Source organism: Lentzea jiangxiensis (assembly GCF_900104175.1).
GTDB classification, from domain to species: domain Bacteria; phylum Actinomycetota; class Actinomycetes; order Mycobacteriales; family Pseudonocardiaceae; genus Lentzea; species Lentzea jiangxiensis.
Genome location: NZ_FNIX01000005.1, coordinates 247,698 through 260,807, shown reverse-complemented (window position 1 = coordinate 260,807; position 13,110 = coordinate 247,698). Strand labels below are relative to the sequence as shown.

11 protein-coding genes are annotated in these 13,110 nt (G+C 72.3%); 3 read left to right on the top strand and 8 right to left on the bottom strand.

The window, feature by feature from the left end; translation table 11 throughout:
* The first annotated feature begins 66 nt into the window (after positions 1–66).
* On the top strand, positions 67–1,068 hold the full coding sequence (locus BLQ91_RS17995; RefSeq protein ID WP_090098014.1) for a YncE family protein: 1,002 nt from the start codon (positions 67–69) through the stop codon (positions 1,066–1,068).
* A gap of 153 nt (positions 1,069–1,221) precedes the next feature.
* Here the strand turns inward: BLQ91_RS17995 and BLQ91_RS17990 are convergent, their stop codons facing one another.
* The 4 genes from BLQ91_RS17990 to BLQ91_RS41385 all read right to left on the bottom strand — a co-directional run bounded on the left by BLQ91_RS17990 (position 1,222) and on the right by BLQ91_RS41385 (position 4,396).
* Positions 1,222–2,658 carry an RsmB/NOP family class I SAM-dependent RNA methyltransferase gene (locus BLQ91_RS17990; protein ID WP_090098013.1) on the bottom strand — a complete coding sequence of 479 codons (1,437 nt, stop codon included), beginning with the start codon at positions 2,656–2,658 and terminating at the stop codon, positions 1,222–1,224.
* A 64-nt stretch (positions 2,659–2,722) separates the two neighbouring features.
* Positions 2,723–3,649 carry a methionyl-tRNA formyltransferase gene (gene fmt / locus BLQ91_RS17985; RefSeq protein WP_090098012.1) on the bottom strand — a complete coding sequence of 309 codons (927 nt, stop codon included), beginning with the start codon at positions 3,647–3,649 and terminating at the stop codon, positions 2,723–2,725.
* A gap of 2 nt (positions 3,650–3,651) precedes the next feature.
* A complete protein-coding gene (def, locus tag BLQ91_RS17980) occupies positions 3,652–4,200 on the bottom strand; it encodes a peptide deformylase (protein ID WP_090098011.1) in 549 nt (182 codons plus the stop codon).
* Positions 4,201–4,246: 46 nt separating this feature from the next.
* Positions 4,247–4,396 carry a hypothetical protein gene (locus tag BLQ91_RS41385; RefSeq protein ID WP_176959803.1) on the bottom strand — a complete coding sequence of 50 codons (150 nt, stop codon included), beginning with the start codon at positions 4,394–4,396 and terminating at the stop codon, positions 4,247–4,249.
* A gap of 260 nt (positions 4,397–4,656) precedes the next feature.
* Here BLQ91_RS41385 and BLQ91_RS17975 point away from each other — a divergent pair, with 260 nt between their 5' ends.
* Positions 4,657–5,175 carry a DinB family protein gene (locus BLQ91_RS17975; protein ID WP_090098010.1) on the top strand — a complete coding sequence of 173 codons (519 nt, stop codon included), beginning with the start codon at positions 4,657–4,659 and terminating at the stop codon, positions 5,173–5,175.
* A gap of 1 nt (position 5,176) precedes the next feature.
* Here the strand turns inward: BLQ91_RS17975 and ggt are convergent, their stop codons facing one another.
* Entirely contained in the window at positions 5,177–6,946 is a 1,770-nt protein-coding gene (ggt, locus tag BLQ91_RS17970) for a gamma-glutamyltransferase (RefSeq protein ID WP_090098009.1), read from the bottom strand.
* Positions 6,947–7,011: 65 nt separating this feature from the next.
* Here ggt and BLQ91_RS17965 point away from each other — a divergent pair, with 65 nt between their 5' ends.
* Complete coding sequence (locus BLQ91_RS17965) at positions 7,012–7,479, top strand: hypothetical protein (protein WP_090098008.1); 468 nt, start codon at positions 7,012–7,014, stop codon at positions 7,477–7,479.
* A gap of 4 nt (positions 7,480–7,483) precedes the next feature.
* Here the strand turns inward: BLQ91_RS17965 and BLQ91_RS42720 are convergent, their stop codons facing one another.
* The 3 genes from BLQ91_RS42720 to metK form a co-directional block, all read right to left on the bottom strand.
* Positions 7,484–10,060, bottom strand: a complete 2,577-nt coding sequence (locus tag BLQ91_RS42720; protein WP_245733582.1) for a primosomal protein N' family DNA-binding protein — start codon at positions 10,058–10,060, stop codon at positions 7,484–7,486.
* A gap of 29 nt (positions 10,061–10,089) precedes the next feature.
* Complete coding sequence (locus tag BLQ91_RS17950) at positions 10,090–11,298, bottom strand: hypothetical protein (protein ID WP_090098007.1); 1,209 nt, start codon at positions 11,296–11,298, stop codon at positions 10,090–10,092.
* 591 nt (positions 11,299–11,889) lie between these two features.
* Positions 11,890–13,092 carry a methionine adenosyltransferase gene (gene metK / locus BLQ91_RS17945; protein ID WP_176959802.1) on the bottom strand — a complete coding sequence of 401 codons (1,203 nt, stop codon included), beginning with the start codon at positions 13,090–13,092 and terminating at the stop codon, positions 11,890–11,892.
* Between the last annotated feature and the right edge of the window lie 18 nt (positions 13,093–13,110).

The following is a 13,110-nucleotide window of genomic DNA, read 5'->3' as shown; positions in this document are numbered from 1 at the left end:
ACTTCGTCGGACCCTGCCGATAACGTCCCCACCGCGGGTGATCACCCGCACACTGAGGGGAGCAAGATGCGCAAGTGGAACCGGTGGCTCAGCGCCACCGCGATCTCGGCCGCCCTGGTGGCGGCCACCGCCCTGCCGGCGATGGCGGAACCGCCGCAGCGCACGGTGCCGTTGCCGCTGACGTCCTTCTCGGACATCGTGGTGGACCCGACGCTGGGGCACGTGTTCGTGAGCAGCAGAACCGACCACGCGGTGGCCGTCACGGACCTGTCGGGCAACGTCGTCACCAAGCTGTCGAACCTGCCCGGCGCCACGGGTCTGGCGCTGAGCCCGGACGGCGGCACGGTCTTCGTCGCGCTGTCCCAGTACGGCGCGGTGGCCGCACTGGACACGCTGACGCTGACCGAACGCGCCCGCTACCCGGTCGGCGAGGTGTGCCCGTCCGACCTGGCGATCTCGGGCAACCGCCTGTACTTCAGCCACGGCTGCAACCAGTGGGACGGTGGCATCGGCCGCGTCGGGTTCAACGGCGCGGAGGCCCGCACGGGCCTGGTGACCGGGCACTACAGCCCGCAGCAGCTGGCGTCGTCCCCGGCCAAGCCCGGCGTGCTGGTGACGGGTCAGCCGGGGCTGTCGCCCACCACGGTGCAGTTGCTGCGCGAAGAGGGGGACGGGCTCGTCGTCCAGGCGTCGACCCGTGAAGCGGGCAGCAACCTGCGTGACGTCGAGTTCTCCAAGGACGGCACGCAGGTCCACGTGGCGTCCGGTGCGCCGTACCACGTCCAGTCGTTCACGAGCGACACGCTCGCCGTGCGCGGCAGCTACAACACCGGTCCCTACCCGCTGGCGGTCTCGACGAGCGCCGACAGCGGTGCGCTCGCCGCGGGCGTCGACGACGACACGTCGGTGCGGCTCTTCCCGGCGGGTTCTCTGACCGAGTCCCGTTCCTACGAGGTGCGGGGGCTCTACCCGGCGGGTCTGGCGTGGGGTCCCGGCGGCAGGTGGGTCTACGCCGTCGGTGGTGCCTACACGAACCAGCCGCCGGCTCTGCACGTGCTGAAGTCCTGATCCGAGGCTTTGCGACGGGAGGCCGGGCGTGCACTCGCCCGGCCTCTCCTCGTCCGTCACTCGAACCGGTGAATCGCGGAGCCGTTGTGCCCCAGGACGAGCCGACGGGGCCCGGCACTGTCGGACCCCGTCGCTAACGTCGTTCCCGAGCGCTCAGACAGGACGTCGCAGCACCGAGCAGAACATCGCATCGGTTCCGTGCAGGTGCGGCCAGAGCTGGACGTGCGGCCCGTCCCCGAGGTCCGGAACTCCGGGGAAGAGCTCGCGCGTGTCCAGCACCTCGGCCCCGGTCTTGCGGACGACGTCGGTGACGACCCCGACTGTTTCGGAGAGATGAGGTGAACACACGACATAAGCCACGACGCCGCCGGGCCGCACCAGTCGCAACGCCTCGGTCAGCAGCTCCCGCTGCAGCTTCGTGAGCGTGCCGACATCGGCGGGCTGGCGCCTCCACCGCGCCTCCGGGCGCCGGCGCAGGGCACCGAGACCGGTGCAGGGCGCGTCGACCAGCACTCGGTCGAACGCCCCTTCCAGGAAGTCGGTCTCGCGGCCGTCGGCCACCTCCACGGTGACCGGCAGGCCGGTGGTGATCTTGCGGACGAGCTCGGCGCGGTGAGGTGCCTTCTCGACGGCGATCAGCTCGCCGCCTTCGAGGCCCACCAGCGCGGCCAGCAGGGCGGCCTTGCCGCCCGGGCCCGCGCAGAGGTCCAGCCAGCGGTCATCAGTGCCCTCGAGCGGCGCGCGAGTGAGGGCCAACGCGCAGAGCTGGCTGCCCTCGTCCTGCACGTTGGCGAGGCGTTCCCGGACGGGCTCGAGATCGCCCGGGTCGCCCGCCCCGGCCTCCAGGTGCACGCCGTAAGGCGAGTACGGCGCCACGTCGCCGCCCACGATGGCGGCGAGCTCGTCGGCGCTCACCTCGCCAGGACGTGCCACGAGGTGCACGGCGGGCCGCGCGTCGTCGGCCTCGAGAGCCAGCTTCAGCGGCTCCTCGCGGCTGCCGAGGGCCTCCGCGAACGCCTGCGCGATCCAGCGCGGGTGGGCGTGCGTGAAGGCCAGGTTGCCGACCGGGTCGGTGTCCGGGTCGGGTGCGAGCTCGTCGACCCAGGCGGCCTCGTCCTGCTCGGCGACCCGGCGCAGGACGGCGTTGACGAAGCCGGCGATGCCGGACCCGAGCTCGGCCCGCACGAGGTCGACGGTCGAGGCGACCGCGGCGTGGGACGGAATGCGCGTGCGCAGCAGCTGATACGCACCGAGCCGCAACGCGTCGAGCGCCGAGCCGTCCACTTCGGACAGAGGGCGGTCCGAGCACGCCTCGATGACGGCGTCGAGCAGGCCCTGTGCCCGCGCCGAGCCGTAGGTGAGCTCGGTGGCCAGAGCTGCGTCGCGACCGGTGATGCGACGGTCGCGAAGCATCTGCGGCAGAACGAGGTTCGCGTACGCGTCGCGTTGGCGCACGGCGCGCAACGTCTCCAGCGCGGCGAGGCGTGCCGGGTCCTCCACCGGCGGCCGGGAGGGTCCGGTGCGCCGGCGCGGCGGGTGCGGCCTGCTCGGGCGGGAAGGCTTGGAAGCGCCTCGCGGGTGGCCGGTCATGCGCTGTGCTCCACTGTCCTGGGTCGCTCGACGGCGACGCTTGCCAAGCTCGGTCGGGAGCACGTCATGAGATGCGCTCCCCTGCTTCGATCCGGATGCCGCGGGACCAGTCGGTCGCGGCCATGCGCTTCTTGCCCTGCGCCTGGACCTCGCCGAGGGCCACGGCGGTGGTCGCGGTGCCCACGAGCACGCGCTTGCGCTCGACGAGCACCTCGCCCGCGGGCAGCGTCACGTCGTCCACCGGCGTCACGGGCCCGAGCTTGAGGCGCTCGCCCCGGAACTCGGCCCACGCGCCGGGCTCCGGCGTCACGGCGCGCGCCAGGCGGTCGACGGCCGTCGCGGGCGTCGTGAAGTCGAGGCGCGCGTCCTCGACGGCGATCTTCGGCGCGTAGGTCACGCCGTCGGAGGGCTGCTCGACCGCGCGGAGGGTGCCGTCCTCGATGCCGTCCACAGTGGACAGAAGCAGGTCGGCGCCGGAGATCGACAGCCGGGTCAGCAGGTCGCCGGAGGTGTCGCGGTCGCGCACCTTCTCGGTGACCACGCCGAAGACCGGGCCGGCGTCGAGCTCCTTGACGATCCGGAACGTCGAGGCGCCCGTGATGTCGTCGCCGTTGCGCACGGCGGCCTGCACCGGCGCCGCGCCGCGCCACGCGGGCAGCACGGAGAAGTGGAGGTTGACCCAGCCGAACTGGGGGACGTCGAGCGTCCGCTGCGGCAGGAGGTTGCCGTAGGCGACGACCGGGCAGACGTCGGGTTCCAGCGCGCGCAGGCGCTCCAGGAACTCGGGGTCGCCCGCCTTGGCGGGCGTGAGGACCTCGATGCCGTGCTCGTCGGCGAGCGCGCCCACCGGGGAGCGCTCCAGTCTGCGACCGCGGCCGGAGGGGGCGTCGGGACGGGTGACCACGGCGACGACGTCGTGGCGGGAGGAGTCGATGAAGGCGCGCAACGAGGGCAGTGCGACCTCGGGCGTGCCGGCGAACACGAGTCGCATGGTCAGCTGGACCTGCCGAAGAGTGGGTGCGGGCTCTGCTTCAAGGTGGGCACCGTACCGTCGAACCACTCGGACTGCCGGATTTCGCGCATGGCCTGCTTGCGCGTCTCGGCGTCGAGGCGGTCGAGGAAGAGCACGCCGTCGAGGTGGTCGCTCTCGTGCTGGATGCAGCGCGCCAGCGTCTCGGTGCCTTCGACCTCGACGGGCTCGCCGTGCATGTTCCAGCCCTTGGCCACGACGTGCAGGTGGCGCTTGCAGTCCCACGACATACCGGGGATGGACAGACATCCCTCGGAGCCGTCCTGCATCTCCTCGCCGACCACGTCCCACGTGGGGTTGACGAGGTGTCCCGCGAAGCCGTCGCAGTGGTAGGTGAACACGCGCAGCCCCACACCGAGCTGAGGCGCGGCGAGGCCGGCTCCGCCCGCGTCCTGCATCGTGTCCCACAGGTCCTTGACCAGGGTGCGCAGTTCCTTGTCGAAGTCGGTGACCTCGGCGGCCGCGGTGCGCAGCACGGGGTCGCCGAACAGGCGGATGGGTTGGACGGTCACGCAGTGCTCCTCGTGTGGACTGGAGGCCAGTCTACGAGGAGCGCGGTCAGTGCCCGGACGCGCTGCCGAGGAAGATCACGCCCATCAGCGCCACGACGAAGTGGCCGGTGAGGCGCAGGGCGGTCAGCACGGGCCGGAACACCGCGTGCAGGTCGACGTGGGCTGCGCGGGAACGGGAGACCGTGGTTGTCGTCATGGCGTCAACTGTGCCGTTCGCGCAGGTCACCGCACATCGTCTCGCGGGTCGACCCCGCATCAGCCCGAGGTGGGAAGATCGGCCGCCCCGCTCGGCCGCAAGGGGGACACCGCCAGGTCAGCAGGCTGATGTGGCCGCACTGAGGCTCGGTGTCGAACTGGCCCGGACGCGGTGACCACCGGACCTTCGAGCCGGGAGGCTCCGGCTCGCCCGGCGGTAAAGAGATCGTCCGCGAGGGCGTCATCCGCTAGGCATGGACCATGACCTGGAAGGCACCCGAAGTAGAACTGACCGAGGAACCGCTGGTCGGCGCGGAGCGCACGTTGCTCGAAGCGCTGCTGGACCGCCACCGGGCGATGTTCCTGCGCAACTGCGCGGGCCTCACCGGCGAGCAGCTCGCCACGGTGTCCGCGCCCCCGTCGAACCTCACGCTGCAGGGCCTGATCCGGCACCTCGCGGACGTGGAGCGCATGTGGTGGCGCATCCGGCTGGCGAGGCAGGACGTCGAGCCCCTCCACCGCGCGCCGGACGTTCCCGACCTCGCGTTCGGCGACCTGGACCCGGCCCGTGCCGAGGCCGAGTACGCCGAGCTCGTCGCCGAGATGGCCGAGGCCCGCGCCGCGGTGGCGGCGCGGGACCTCGACGACGTGTTCCTGCACGAGCAGGCGGGCGAGATGTCGGTGCGGTGGCTCTACCTCCACCTGATCGAGGAGTACGCGCAGCACAACGGCCACGCCGACCTCATCAGGGAACGCATCGACGGACGCACCAACGCCTAGCTCAGCCCACCGTCACCACGCGGGCCGCACCACCTCCGCGCCGGGTCGGTTCGGCCACGGCGCGCCAGCGGCCGTGGGAGGCCCGTTCGACGGCCGTCGCGGCGCCGATCTCGGCGTTCTGGCTGAACCTGTGCCCGATCGCCTGCAGGCCCGCGGTGGTCGAGGCGGCGAGGAACGCCGCTTCGGCCGGGGTGGTGGCCGCGTTGCGCTGCGAGGCGCGCGGGGCCGCCACGGCGTCGAGCAGGGACATCTTGCGGTCCAGGCGCGCGGTCAGGATCTGGGTGACCGTGGTGATGATGGTGGAGCCGCCCGGCGAGCCGACGGCGAGGACGACCTTGCCGTGGTCGAGGACGACGGTCGGGGCCATGGACGAGCGCGGACGCTTGCCGGGGCCGGGGAGGTTCGGGTGCGGGACGCCCGGCGTGGGGGCGACGAACTCGAAGTCGGTGAGCTCGTTGTTGAGCAGGAAGCCGCGCCCCGGCACGACGATGCCGCTGCCGCCCTCCGCCTCGATGGTGAGGGTGTAGGCGACGACGTTGCCCCAGCGGTCGGCGGTGGTGAGGTGCGTCGTGCGTTCGGCGTCCTCGCGCAGCGCGGAGATGCCCGCGGTGGCTTCACAGGCCCGGGGGTTGCGGGGGCCGGCGGCGGGCTGCGGGGCGGGCAGCACGGCGTCGGGCTTGATCAGGCACGCGCGGCTGTCGGCGAACTCCTGCGACAGCAGGCCCTCGGTCGGCACGCGCGAGAAGGCCGGGTCACCGACCCAGCGCAGGCGGTCGGCGAAGGAGAGCTTCGTCGACTCGATGAAGCGGTGCAGGTACTCGACGTCGGAGGCCTTCGACAGGTCGGTCGACTCGAGGATGTTGAGGGCCTCGCCGACGGTGGTGCCGCCGGACGACGGCGCCGCCATGCCGTAGACGTCGAGGCCGCGGTAGCGCGTGTGCGTCGGGTCGCGGCGTTCGACCCGGTAGCGGGCCAGGTCGGAGAGCTGCATGTCGCCGGCGCGGACGTTGCGGGTCGATCCGGGCACGACCGGCGGCTGACGCACGGCCTTCACCAGGTCGCGGCCCACGGCTCCGCCGTACAGCGACGCGAGCTCGGTGCGGGCGAGCTCGCGGTAGGTGTCGGCGAGCTGCGGGTTGCGGAACGTGCTGCCGATCGCCGGAGGCTGGCCCCCCGGCAGGAAGAGGTCGCGGGTCGAGGTGAAGTCGGCGAAGCGGGCGGCGTTGCTCGTGATCTGGGTGTTGAACGTCTTGTCGACGACGAACCCGCGCCGAGCCAGCGCTTCCGCGGGCGCCATGGCCTCCCGCAGGTCGAGCGTGCCCCACCGGCGCAGCGCCTGCTGCCACGTCTTCGGGGTGCCGGGGACGCCGACGGACAGGCCGCTGGTCATCGCCTCGGCGAACGGCAGGGGCTGGCCGTTCTCCACGAAGAGCTGGTCGGTGGCGGAGCGCGGCGCGGTCTCGCGTCCATCCAATGTGGACACGCGACCGGTGCGGGCGTCGTAGTGGACGAAGAACCCGCCACCGCCGATCCCGGCGCTGAACGGGTCGGTCACGCCGAGCGCGGCGGCGGTGGCCACGGCGGCGTCGACCGCGTTGCCACCGCGGCGGAGCACGTCGATGCCGATCTGGGACGCGTCGGGGTCGACGCTGGACACAGCGCCTCCCCAGCCCACCTGCTCGGGCACGCGTGGCGGTGGTTCCGCCGCCCCTGCCGTGGCAGGGGCGACCAGTACGACGGAGAGCGTCACTGCGGCAACCGTTCGCAACATGCGGAAACTTCTACTCCCTTGCGACCGGATGGCAACACCCCTTGAGGAAGGCCTAAGGTGCGAGCGTGTCGATCGATCTTGACCAGTTGCGAACCACTTTCACGAACACCCCGCTCGACGAGGCCGACCGCGAGGAGGCGCTGCACCTCCTGCTGCGCGAACGCCGCGACGACGACGCAGACCTGCTACGCCACCTGCTCGCCGAGGAGACCGCCGCCCACCAGGAGGGCTGGGGCGTGCGCGACGCCATGGTGCTCGCCGCCCTGCTGCTCGCCGAGTGCGGCCGCGAGGAGGACGTCTGGGCGCTCTGGGAGGCCAAGAACGCCTCGTTCGACACCATGGCGGGCCTCGACGGCTTCCTGCTGTTCCCGGCGGGCATCGCGGGCACGACGGCGCACGTGATCGCGAGCGAGCAGCACGCCGAGCGCGACGACCTGATGACCTACATGAGCGAGTACCTCGAGTACGAGAAGCTCACCGACGAGGACATCCGCGAGCACATCGCGGGCCTGCGCTCCCACTACGAGAGCTGAAGCCCTACAGGACCTCGAGCGGGTCGAGCTTGATGCGCACCAGCTCCTGCTCCTTGCGCGCCGTCCGGACGGCCTGCGCCTCGGCCAGCACAGCGGCGAGCTGACGGCCTTCGGCACGCGAGACGCGCACCAGTGCGCGCTCTCTGGTCTCGTCGTCGCCCAGCGGCACCGGGCCGAGGACCTCGCCGGTCGGCGGCAGCCGCAGCTCGTCGAGCAGGGCGTTCACCGCGTCCGGGGTGCCGTCGACGGTCGCCATCCGGACCGCCGGCGGGAAGCCCAGTTCGGTCCGCGCGGCCAGTTCGGTGGCGGCGTGCCACACCGGGTCCCAGCGGACGAGCGCCTGCACCGGGGTCAGGGACGAGTCGGCGATCACGACCACGCGGCCAGTGCCGGGGCGCACGAGACCCGCCGCCGTCATCCACCGCCGGAGCGTTTCCTCGGAGGCGCGCAGGTCGGCTCGGCCGAGCAACGCCCAGCCGTCGAGCAGCAGCACCGCGCCGTAGCCGCCTTCGGCGACGGGTTCGGCACCGGGCGTGGCGACGACCAGGGCGGGTTTGCCCGGCACCTTGGTCAGCACCTCGTCCGCACCGCTGGTCCGCACCGGGTGACCGGGGAACGCGCGCCCGAGCTCCTCCGCCGTGCGCCGGGCGCCGATGATCTGACCCCGCAGCTTGCGCGAGCCGCACGTCGGGCAGCGGAACCCGGCCTCGGTCGCCGCGCACCACCGGCAGTACGCGGGCTTCGGCAAGCCGTCCTCGGTGCCGCCCGGCAACGCCAACGGCCCCGCGCAGCGACGGCACCGGGCCGGGCCACGGCACTGACCGCACGCCAGGGACGGCACGTACCCGCGCCGTGGCACCTGGATGAGCACCGGCGAGTCGGAGAGGGCGAACCGCGCCGCTTCGAACGCGATGGACGGCAGCCGAGCCGTGCGAGCGGCGGGGTCTTTGACGTCCTGCCACTCGTTGTCGCCCACGGACACCACACGCGGCGCGATGGCGCGCAACGTCTCGCGCGACGCCACGATCTCGTGCGCCCAGCCGGTCTCGACCAGCAACTGCGCCTCGGCCGTGCGCGCGAACCCTCCGATCAGAAGCGCGGCCCCCGTCATGTGCGCACGCTGCACCAGCACGTCCCGCACGTTCGGGTACGGCGACCGCTGCTCGACGTGCAGGTCGTCACCGTCGTCCCACACCACGAGCAACCCGGGGTCCTCGACCGGCGCGAAGGCCGTCGCGCGCGTGCCGACCACGACCCGCGCCACGCCCCGGCGCACCGCGAGCCAGCGCTTGTACCGCTCCGACGGCCCGAGGTCGGCCGACAGGGTCACCACGCCCTCGATCAGCTCGGCGCACGCCTCGGCGACCCGCGCGAGGTCGCGGTGGTCGGGAACGACGATCACCACGCCGCGACCGGTCGACGCGACGGCGGCCGCCGCCTCGGCGAGGCGGGCGGGCCAGTCCTCGGAGGGCAACGCCTGCCAGACGGCGTGCGCCGGACGGCCCTCGCGCAGGGCCTCCAGGTACTTGGGGCCGCGGGGGTATCGCGACCAGGCGTCGGCGGGAACGGGCGGCAACTGGGAGCGCACGGGCTGTTCGGCGGAATGTGCAGCGGGATCGGCCGATACGCCGCGGCCGGCGGTGGGGTCGACCGGCGTGGCGGGCACCGCGACGGCGTCGGGTGCGGCGTCGGGCGAGCCGGACGACTCCGCGCCGCCGGACGCCGCCGGGTTGGCGGGCGACGTCTGGTCGGCAGGTGCGGCGAGCGCGATGGGATCGACGGGCTCGGCGGACAGGGCGGGGCCGCCGGCCGTTGTGGGGTCAGGGGTCGCACCGGAGTCGGCGGTCACGGCAGTGTCAACAGCCGCACGGAAATCGCCGCCCACAGCGGACTCGCCATCCACGGCGAAGTCGGTGCCATCGGCGGACACGGCAGAGCCGGCGGAGTCGGAGGAGCCGGTGGCCTTGATGGTCCCGTCCCCAGCCACAGCAGCATCCCCAGCCACAGCAGCATCCCCAGCCACAGCAGCATCCCCAGCCACAGCAGCATCCCCAGCCACAGCGGGGTCCTCGGCCACAGCGAGGTCGGCCTCATCCGGCGAGTCCGCGGCTCCTGCCGTCGAAACCACCTGGGCCGCCTGCTCCCCCACCCAGGCCGGGACCCGTGGCAGCGGCGGCGCCTCCCCCGACGGCGCGGCCTCCGCACGGGCGTGGCGCGGCGGGATGGCCAGGCGCAGCACGTCGATCATGCCGCCCGCGTACCGGTCGGCGATGGCGCGCGCCAGTGCGGCGATCTCCGGTGCCAGCACCGGTTCGGGCGAGACGACCTTCTCGAGGAACGCCAGTTTCTTGCCGTACTCGGAGGTCTCGACGCGTTCCAGGAGGTAGCCGTCGACGAGCTGGCCCGCGAACCGCACGCGCACGCGGCAGCCCGGGACGGCGGTCGCGTCCAGTTCGGACGGAACGGCGTAGTCGAAGGGCCGGTCGAGGTGGGCCAGCGGCACGTCCACCACGATCCGGGCGACCGGCAGCGACTCGGCGGGGACGCGCTCCCCTTTTCTCGCTCCGGTCTTCTCGCTCATGCCCCTGGTGTATCAGACACCACCGACAGTCACGCGTTGCGCCTCACCAAACCGGTGAAGCCCGCCACGAACAGGGTCGCGAACGCCCACGCCAGGATCTGCAGCAGCCACGTCGACGCCAGCACGAACTGGCCCGCTCCCGAGGCCGCGTCGACGGTGCAGCGCGCCGCGTCGACCTTGACCAGCGGCGTCGCGACGTTGAGGGCGTAGCCGACCTGTTCGACGGTCGAGCACCGCACGGCACCGGAGAGGAGCACCACACCCGCCGACACGGCGAGCACTCCCGCGAGCCACACCAGGGCGAGCCCGGGGCGGTAACCGTGCCCGACGGTCACCCCGCGGACGAGGTGCCACGTGCGGCCCCACCGGGAGAGCTGGCCGCGGCGGCGCAGGTCGCGTTGCGCGGTGATGCGGATCCGGCGCACGTCGCGTTCGTGGCCGGCGGCGGAGTGCGCCGCGGCGAGCTGCACCCACGGCTGCGTCGAGTAGTAGGGCGTGCGGGTGGAGAGCAGCGTCAGCCATTCGTCCACAGTGGCGTCGCGCGGTAAACCTTCGTAGACCAGGCCTTCGAGCTGCACCCGGCCCTCGATGCCGTCCAACGGCATCAGCAGCTCCTTGCCGACGCGCACGTGCCGCAGGTCGAGCGCGACGCCGGGCGAGCGGAACCGCCCCTGCCGCAGCACGAGCTGGCCGTCGATGTGCGTGCCGCGCATGCGCACCGCCGCGTGGTCGTCGTCGGAGCCGGTGACCTGACAGCCCTGCATGAGGAAGATCCCGTCCCCGACGTGCAGGTCGACGATGTTCAGCCGGGCGTCGAACCGCGCGCCCCGGCACGCCAGCACCCCGGCGATGCGCGAGCTGCTCAACGTCACCATGCCCGCCGCGTGGAACCCGTCCTCCAGGTAGACGCTGCCGCCGATCCGCATGTGCAGCGCGTCGACCGACTCCTCGGCGCTGAGCTTGGCCCCGCTCAGCCGCAGGTGGTGGTCGACCGCCAGACCGCGGGCGTGCACCGCGGGCGCCACGAGGCCCGAGAGGTCCAGCGCGGAGAAGTGCGCGCGGTCGAGCAGCACGGTCTCCTCGGTGGTGCAGTCCTGCAGCACCAACGGCCGCTTCGCCACCACGTCGGAGAGGTCGAGCTGACCGGTGATCCGCGCACCGGTGATGACCAGTCCCCTCGGTTCCAGCGACTCGTGGTCGACCATCTGCCGCCGGATCTCGTCCCCCGTGATCTCCACGGGTCAGACGTTAGCCTGAGATCGACTCCTGACCGTTCTCGATGTGACCGTGACGGTCAGGTCGTACCAGCCGGAGTTCCCGAACGTCAGCACACGGCTGTATCCGCGCACCGACGACGAGCCACCCGCACGGTCAGACGAGCCGGCGAGCTCACGGCGGAAACCGTTGGGTCCCAGCAGCACGAGGTCGTGCGTCCGACACCGGCCGTCGTCGCCGGTCGGCCAACGGCACCTCGTGGACGAGATGCTCCGCGTAGGCTGTTCTTCCTGCAGCCACAGTGATTTCCTGCTCGCTGATCCCGACACCACCAACGCCGCCGATGTTGCCGGGTCTTTTGGGACAGACGACTCCACACTTCTTCGGCGGCGTAACGCCACGACACACCCGGTCCGGCCGTGAGCGACAGCCTGATCGGCACGAGCCGGCGGTGGTTCTCAGCGAGCGCAGACGTTTCCGCGTCGGTGAAGGCGAAGTCGCCGTTCGCCCGGACAACTGTCGCCCTGCCCGCCGCCCGAGCACAACGCGCGCAGGCTCCACGAACGACGGACGGCCCGCCTCCCCGAGGGGAAGCGGGCCGTCCGGAAGCCGGATCAGGCGCCGGCGGCGTTGCGCAGGGCCTCGGCGCGGTCCGTCGACTCCCAGGGGAGGTCGACGTCGGTGCGGCCGAAGTGGCCGTACGCGGCGGTCGGAGCGTAGATCGGGCGCAGCAGGTCGAGGTCGCGGATGATCGCGGCGGGCCGGAGGTCGAAGACCTCGGTGATGGCCTGCTGGATCTTCTGCGGGTCGACGGTCTCGGTGCCGAAGGTCTCGACGAACAGGCCGACGGGGGCCGCCTTGCCGATGGCGTAGGCGACCTGGACCTCGACGCGCGTGGCCAGGCCGGCGGCGACGGTGTTCTTCGCGACCCAGCGCATGGCGTAGGCGGCGGAGCGGTCGACCTTCGACGGGTCCTTGCCGGAGAAGGCGCCGCCGCCGTGGCGGGCCATGCCGCCGTAGGTGTCGACGATGATCTTGCGGCCGGTGAGGCCCGCGTCGCCCATCGGGCCGCCGATGACGAAGCGGCCGGTCGGGTTGGTCAGCAGGCGGACGTTCGCGGTGTCGAGGCCGAGCTCGGCGATCTCGGGGGCCACGACGTGCTCGCGCAGGTCGACGCCGAGGAGCTTCTCGAGGTCGATGCCGTCGGCGTGCTGGGTGGAGATGACGACCGTGTCGAGGCGCACGGGCTGGTCGCCCGCGTACTCGATGGTGACCTGGGTCTTGCCGTCGGGGCGCAGGTACGGGACGGTGCCGTCCTTGCGGACCGCGGTCAGGCGGCGCGAGAGGCGGTGGGCCAGCGCGATCGGCAGCGGCATGAGCTCGGGCGTGTCGGTGCACGCGTAGCCGAACATCAGGCCCTGGTCGCCGGCGCCCTGCTTGTCGATCTCGTCCGCGGCACCCTCGACGCGCTCCTCGAACGCCGTGTCGACGCCCTGCGCGATGTCCGGGGACTGCGCGCCGATGGCGACGTTCACGCCGCAGGAGTTGCCGTCGAAGCCCTTCTGCGACGAGTCGTAGCCGATCTCCAGGATCTTCTCGCGGACGATCGTGGGGATGTCCGCGTACGCCTCGGTGGTGACCTCACCCGCGACGTGGACCTGACCGGTGGTGACCAGGGTCTCCACCGCGACGCGGGAGCGCGGGTCCTTGGCCAGCAACGCGTCCAGGATCGAGTCGCTGATCGCGTCGCAGATCTTGTCCGGGTGTCCCTCGGTCACCGACTCACTGGTGAACAGCCTGCTGCTGTGCTGGCTCACGGACACTCCTTAATTGCG

Bases quoted from the DNA above. Each gene is read 5' to 3' on its own strand.
- BLQ91_RS17995 (WP_090098014.1), top strand. From the start codon at position 67: ATGCGCAAGTGGAACCGGTGGCTCAGCGCCACCGCGATCTCGGCCGCC.
- BLQ91_RS17990 (WP_090098013.1), bottom strand. From the start codon at position 2,658: ATGACCGGCCACCCGCGAGGCGCTTCCAAGCCTTCCCGCCCGAGCAGG.
- fmt (WP_090098012.1), bottom strand. From the start codon at position 3,649: ATGCGACTCGTGTTCGCCGGCACGCCCGAGGTCGCACTGCCCTCGTTG.
- BLQ91_RS41385 (WP_176959803.1), bottom strand. From the start codon at position 4,396: ATGACGACAACCACGGTCTCCCGTTCCCGCGCAGCCCACGTCGACCTG.
- BLQ91_RS17975 (WP_090098010.1), top strand. From the start codon at position 4,657: ATGACCTGGAAGGCACCCGAAGTAGAACTGACCGAGGAACCGCTGGTC.
- ggt (WP_090098009.1), bottom strand. From the start codon at position 6,946: ATGTTGCGAACGGTTGCCGCAGTGACGCTCTCCGTCGTACTGGTCGCC.
- BLQ91_RS42720 (WP_245733582.1), bottom strand. From the start codon at position 10,060: ATGAGCGAGAAGACCGGAGCGAGAAAAGGGGAGCGCGTCCCCGCCGAG.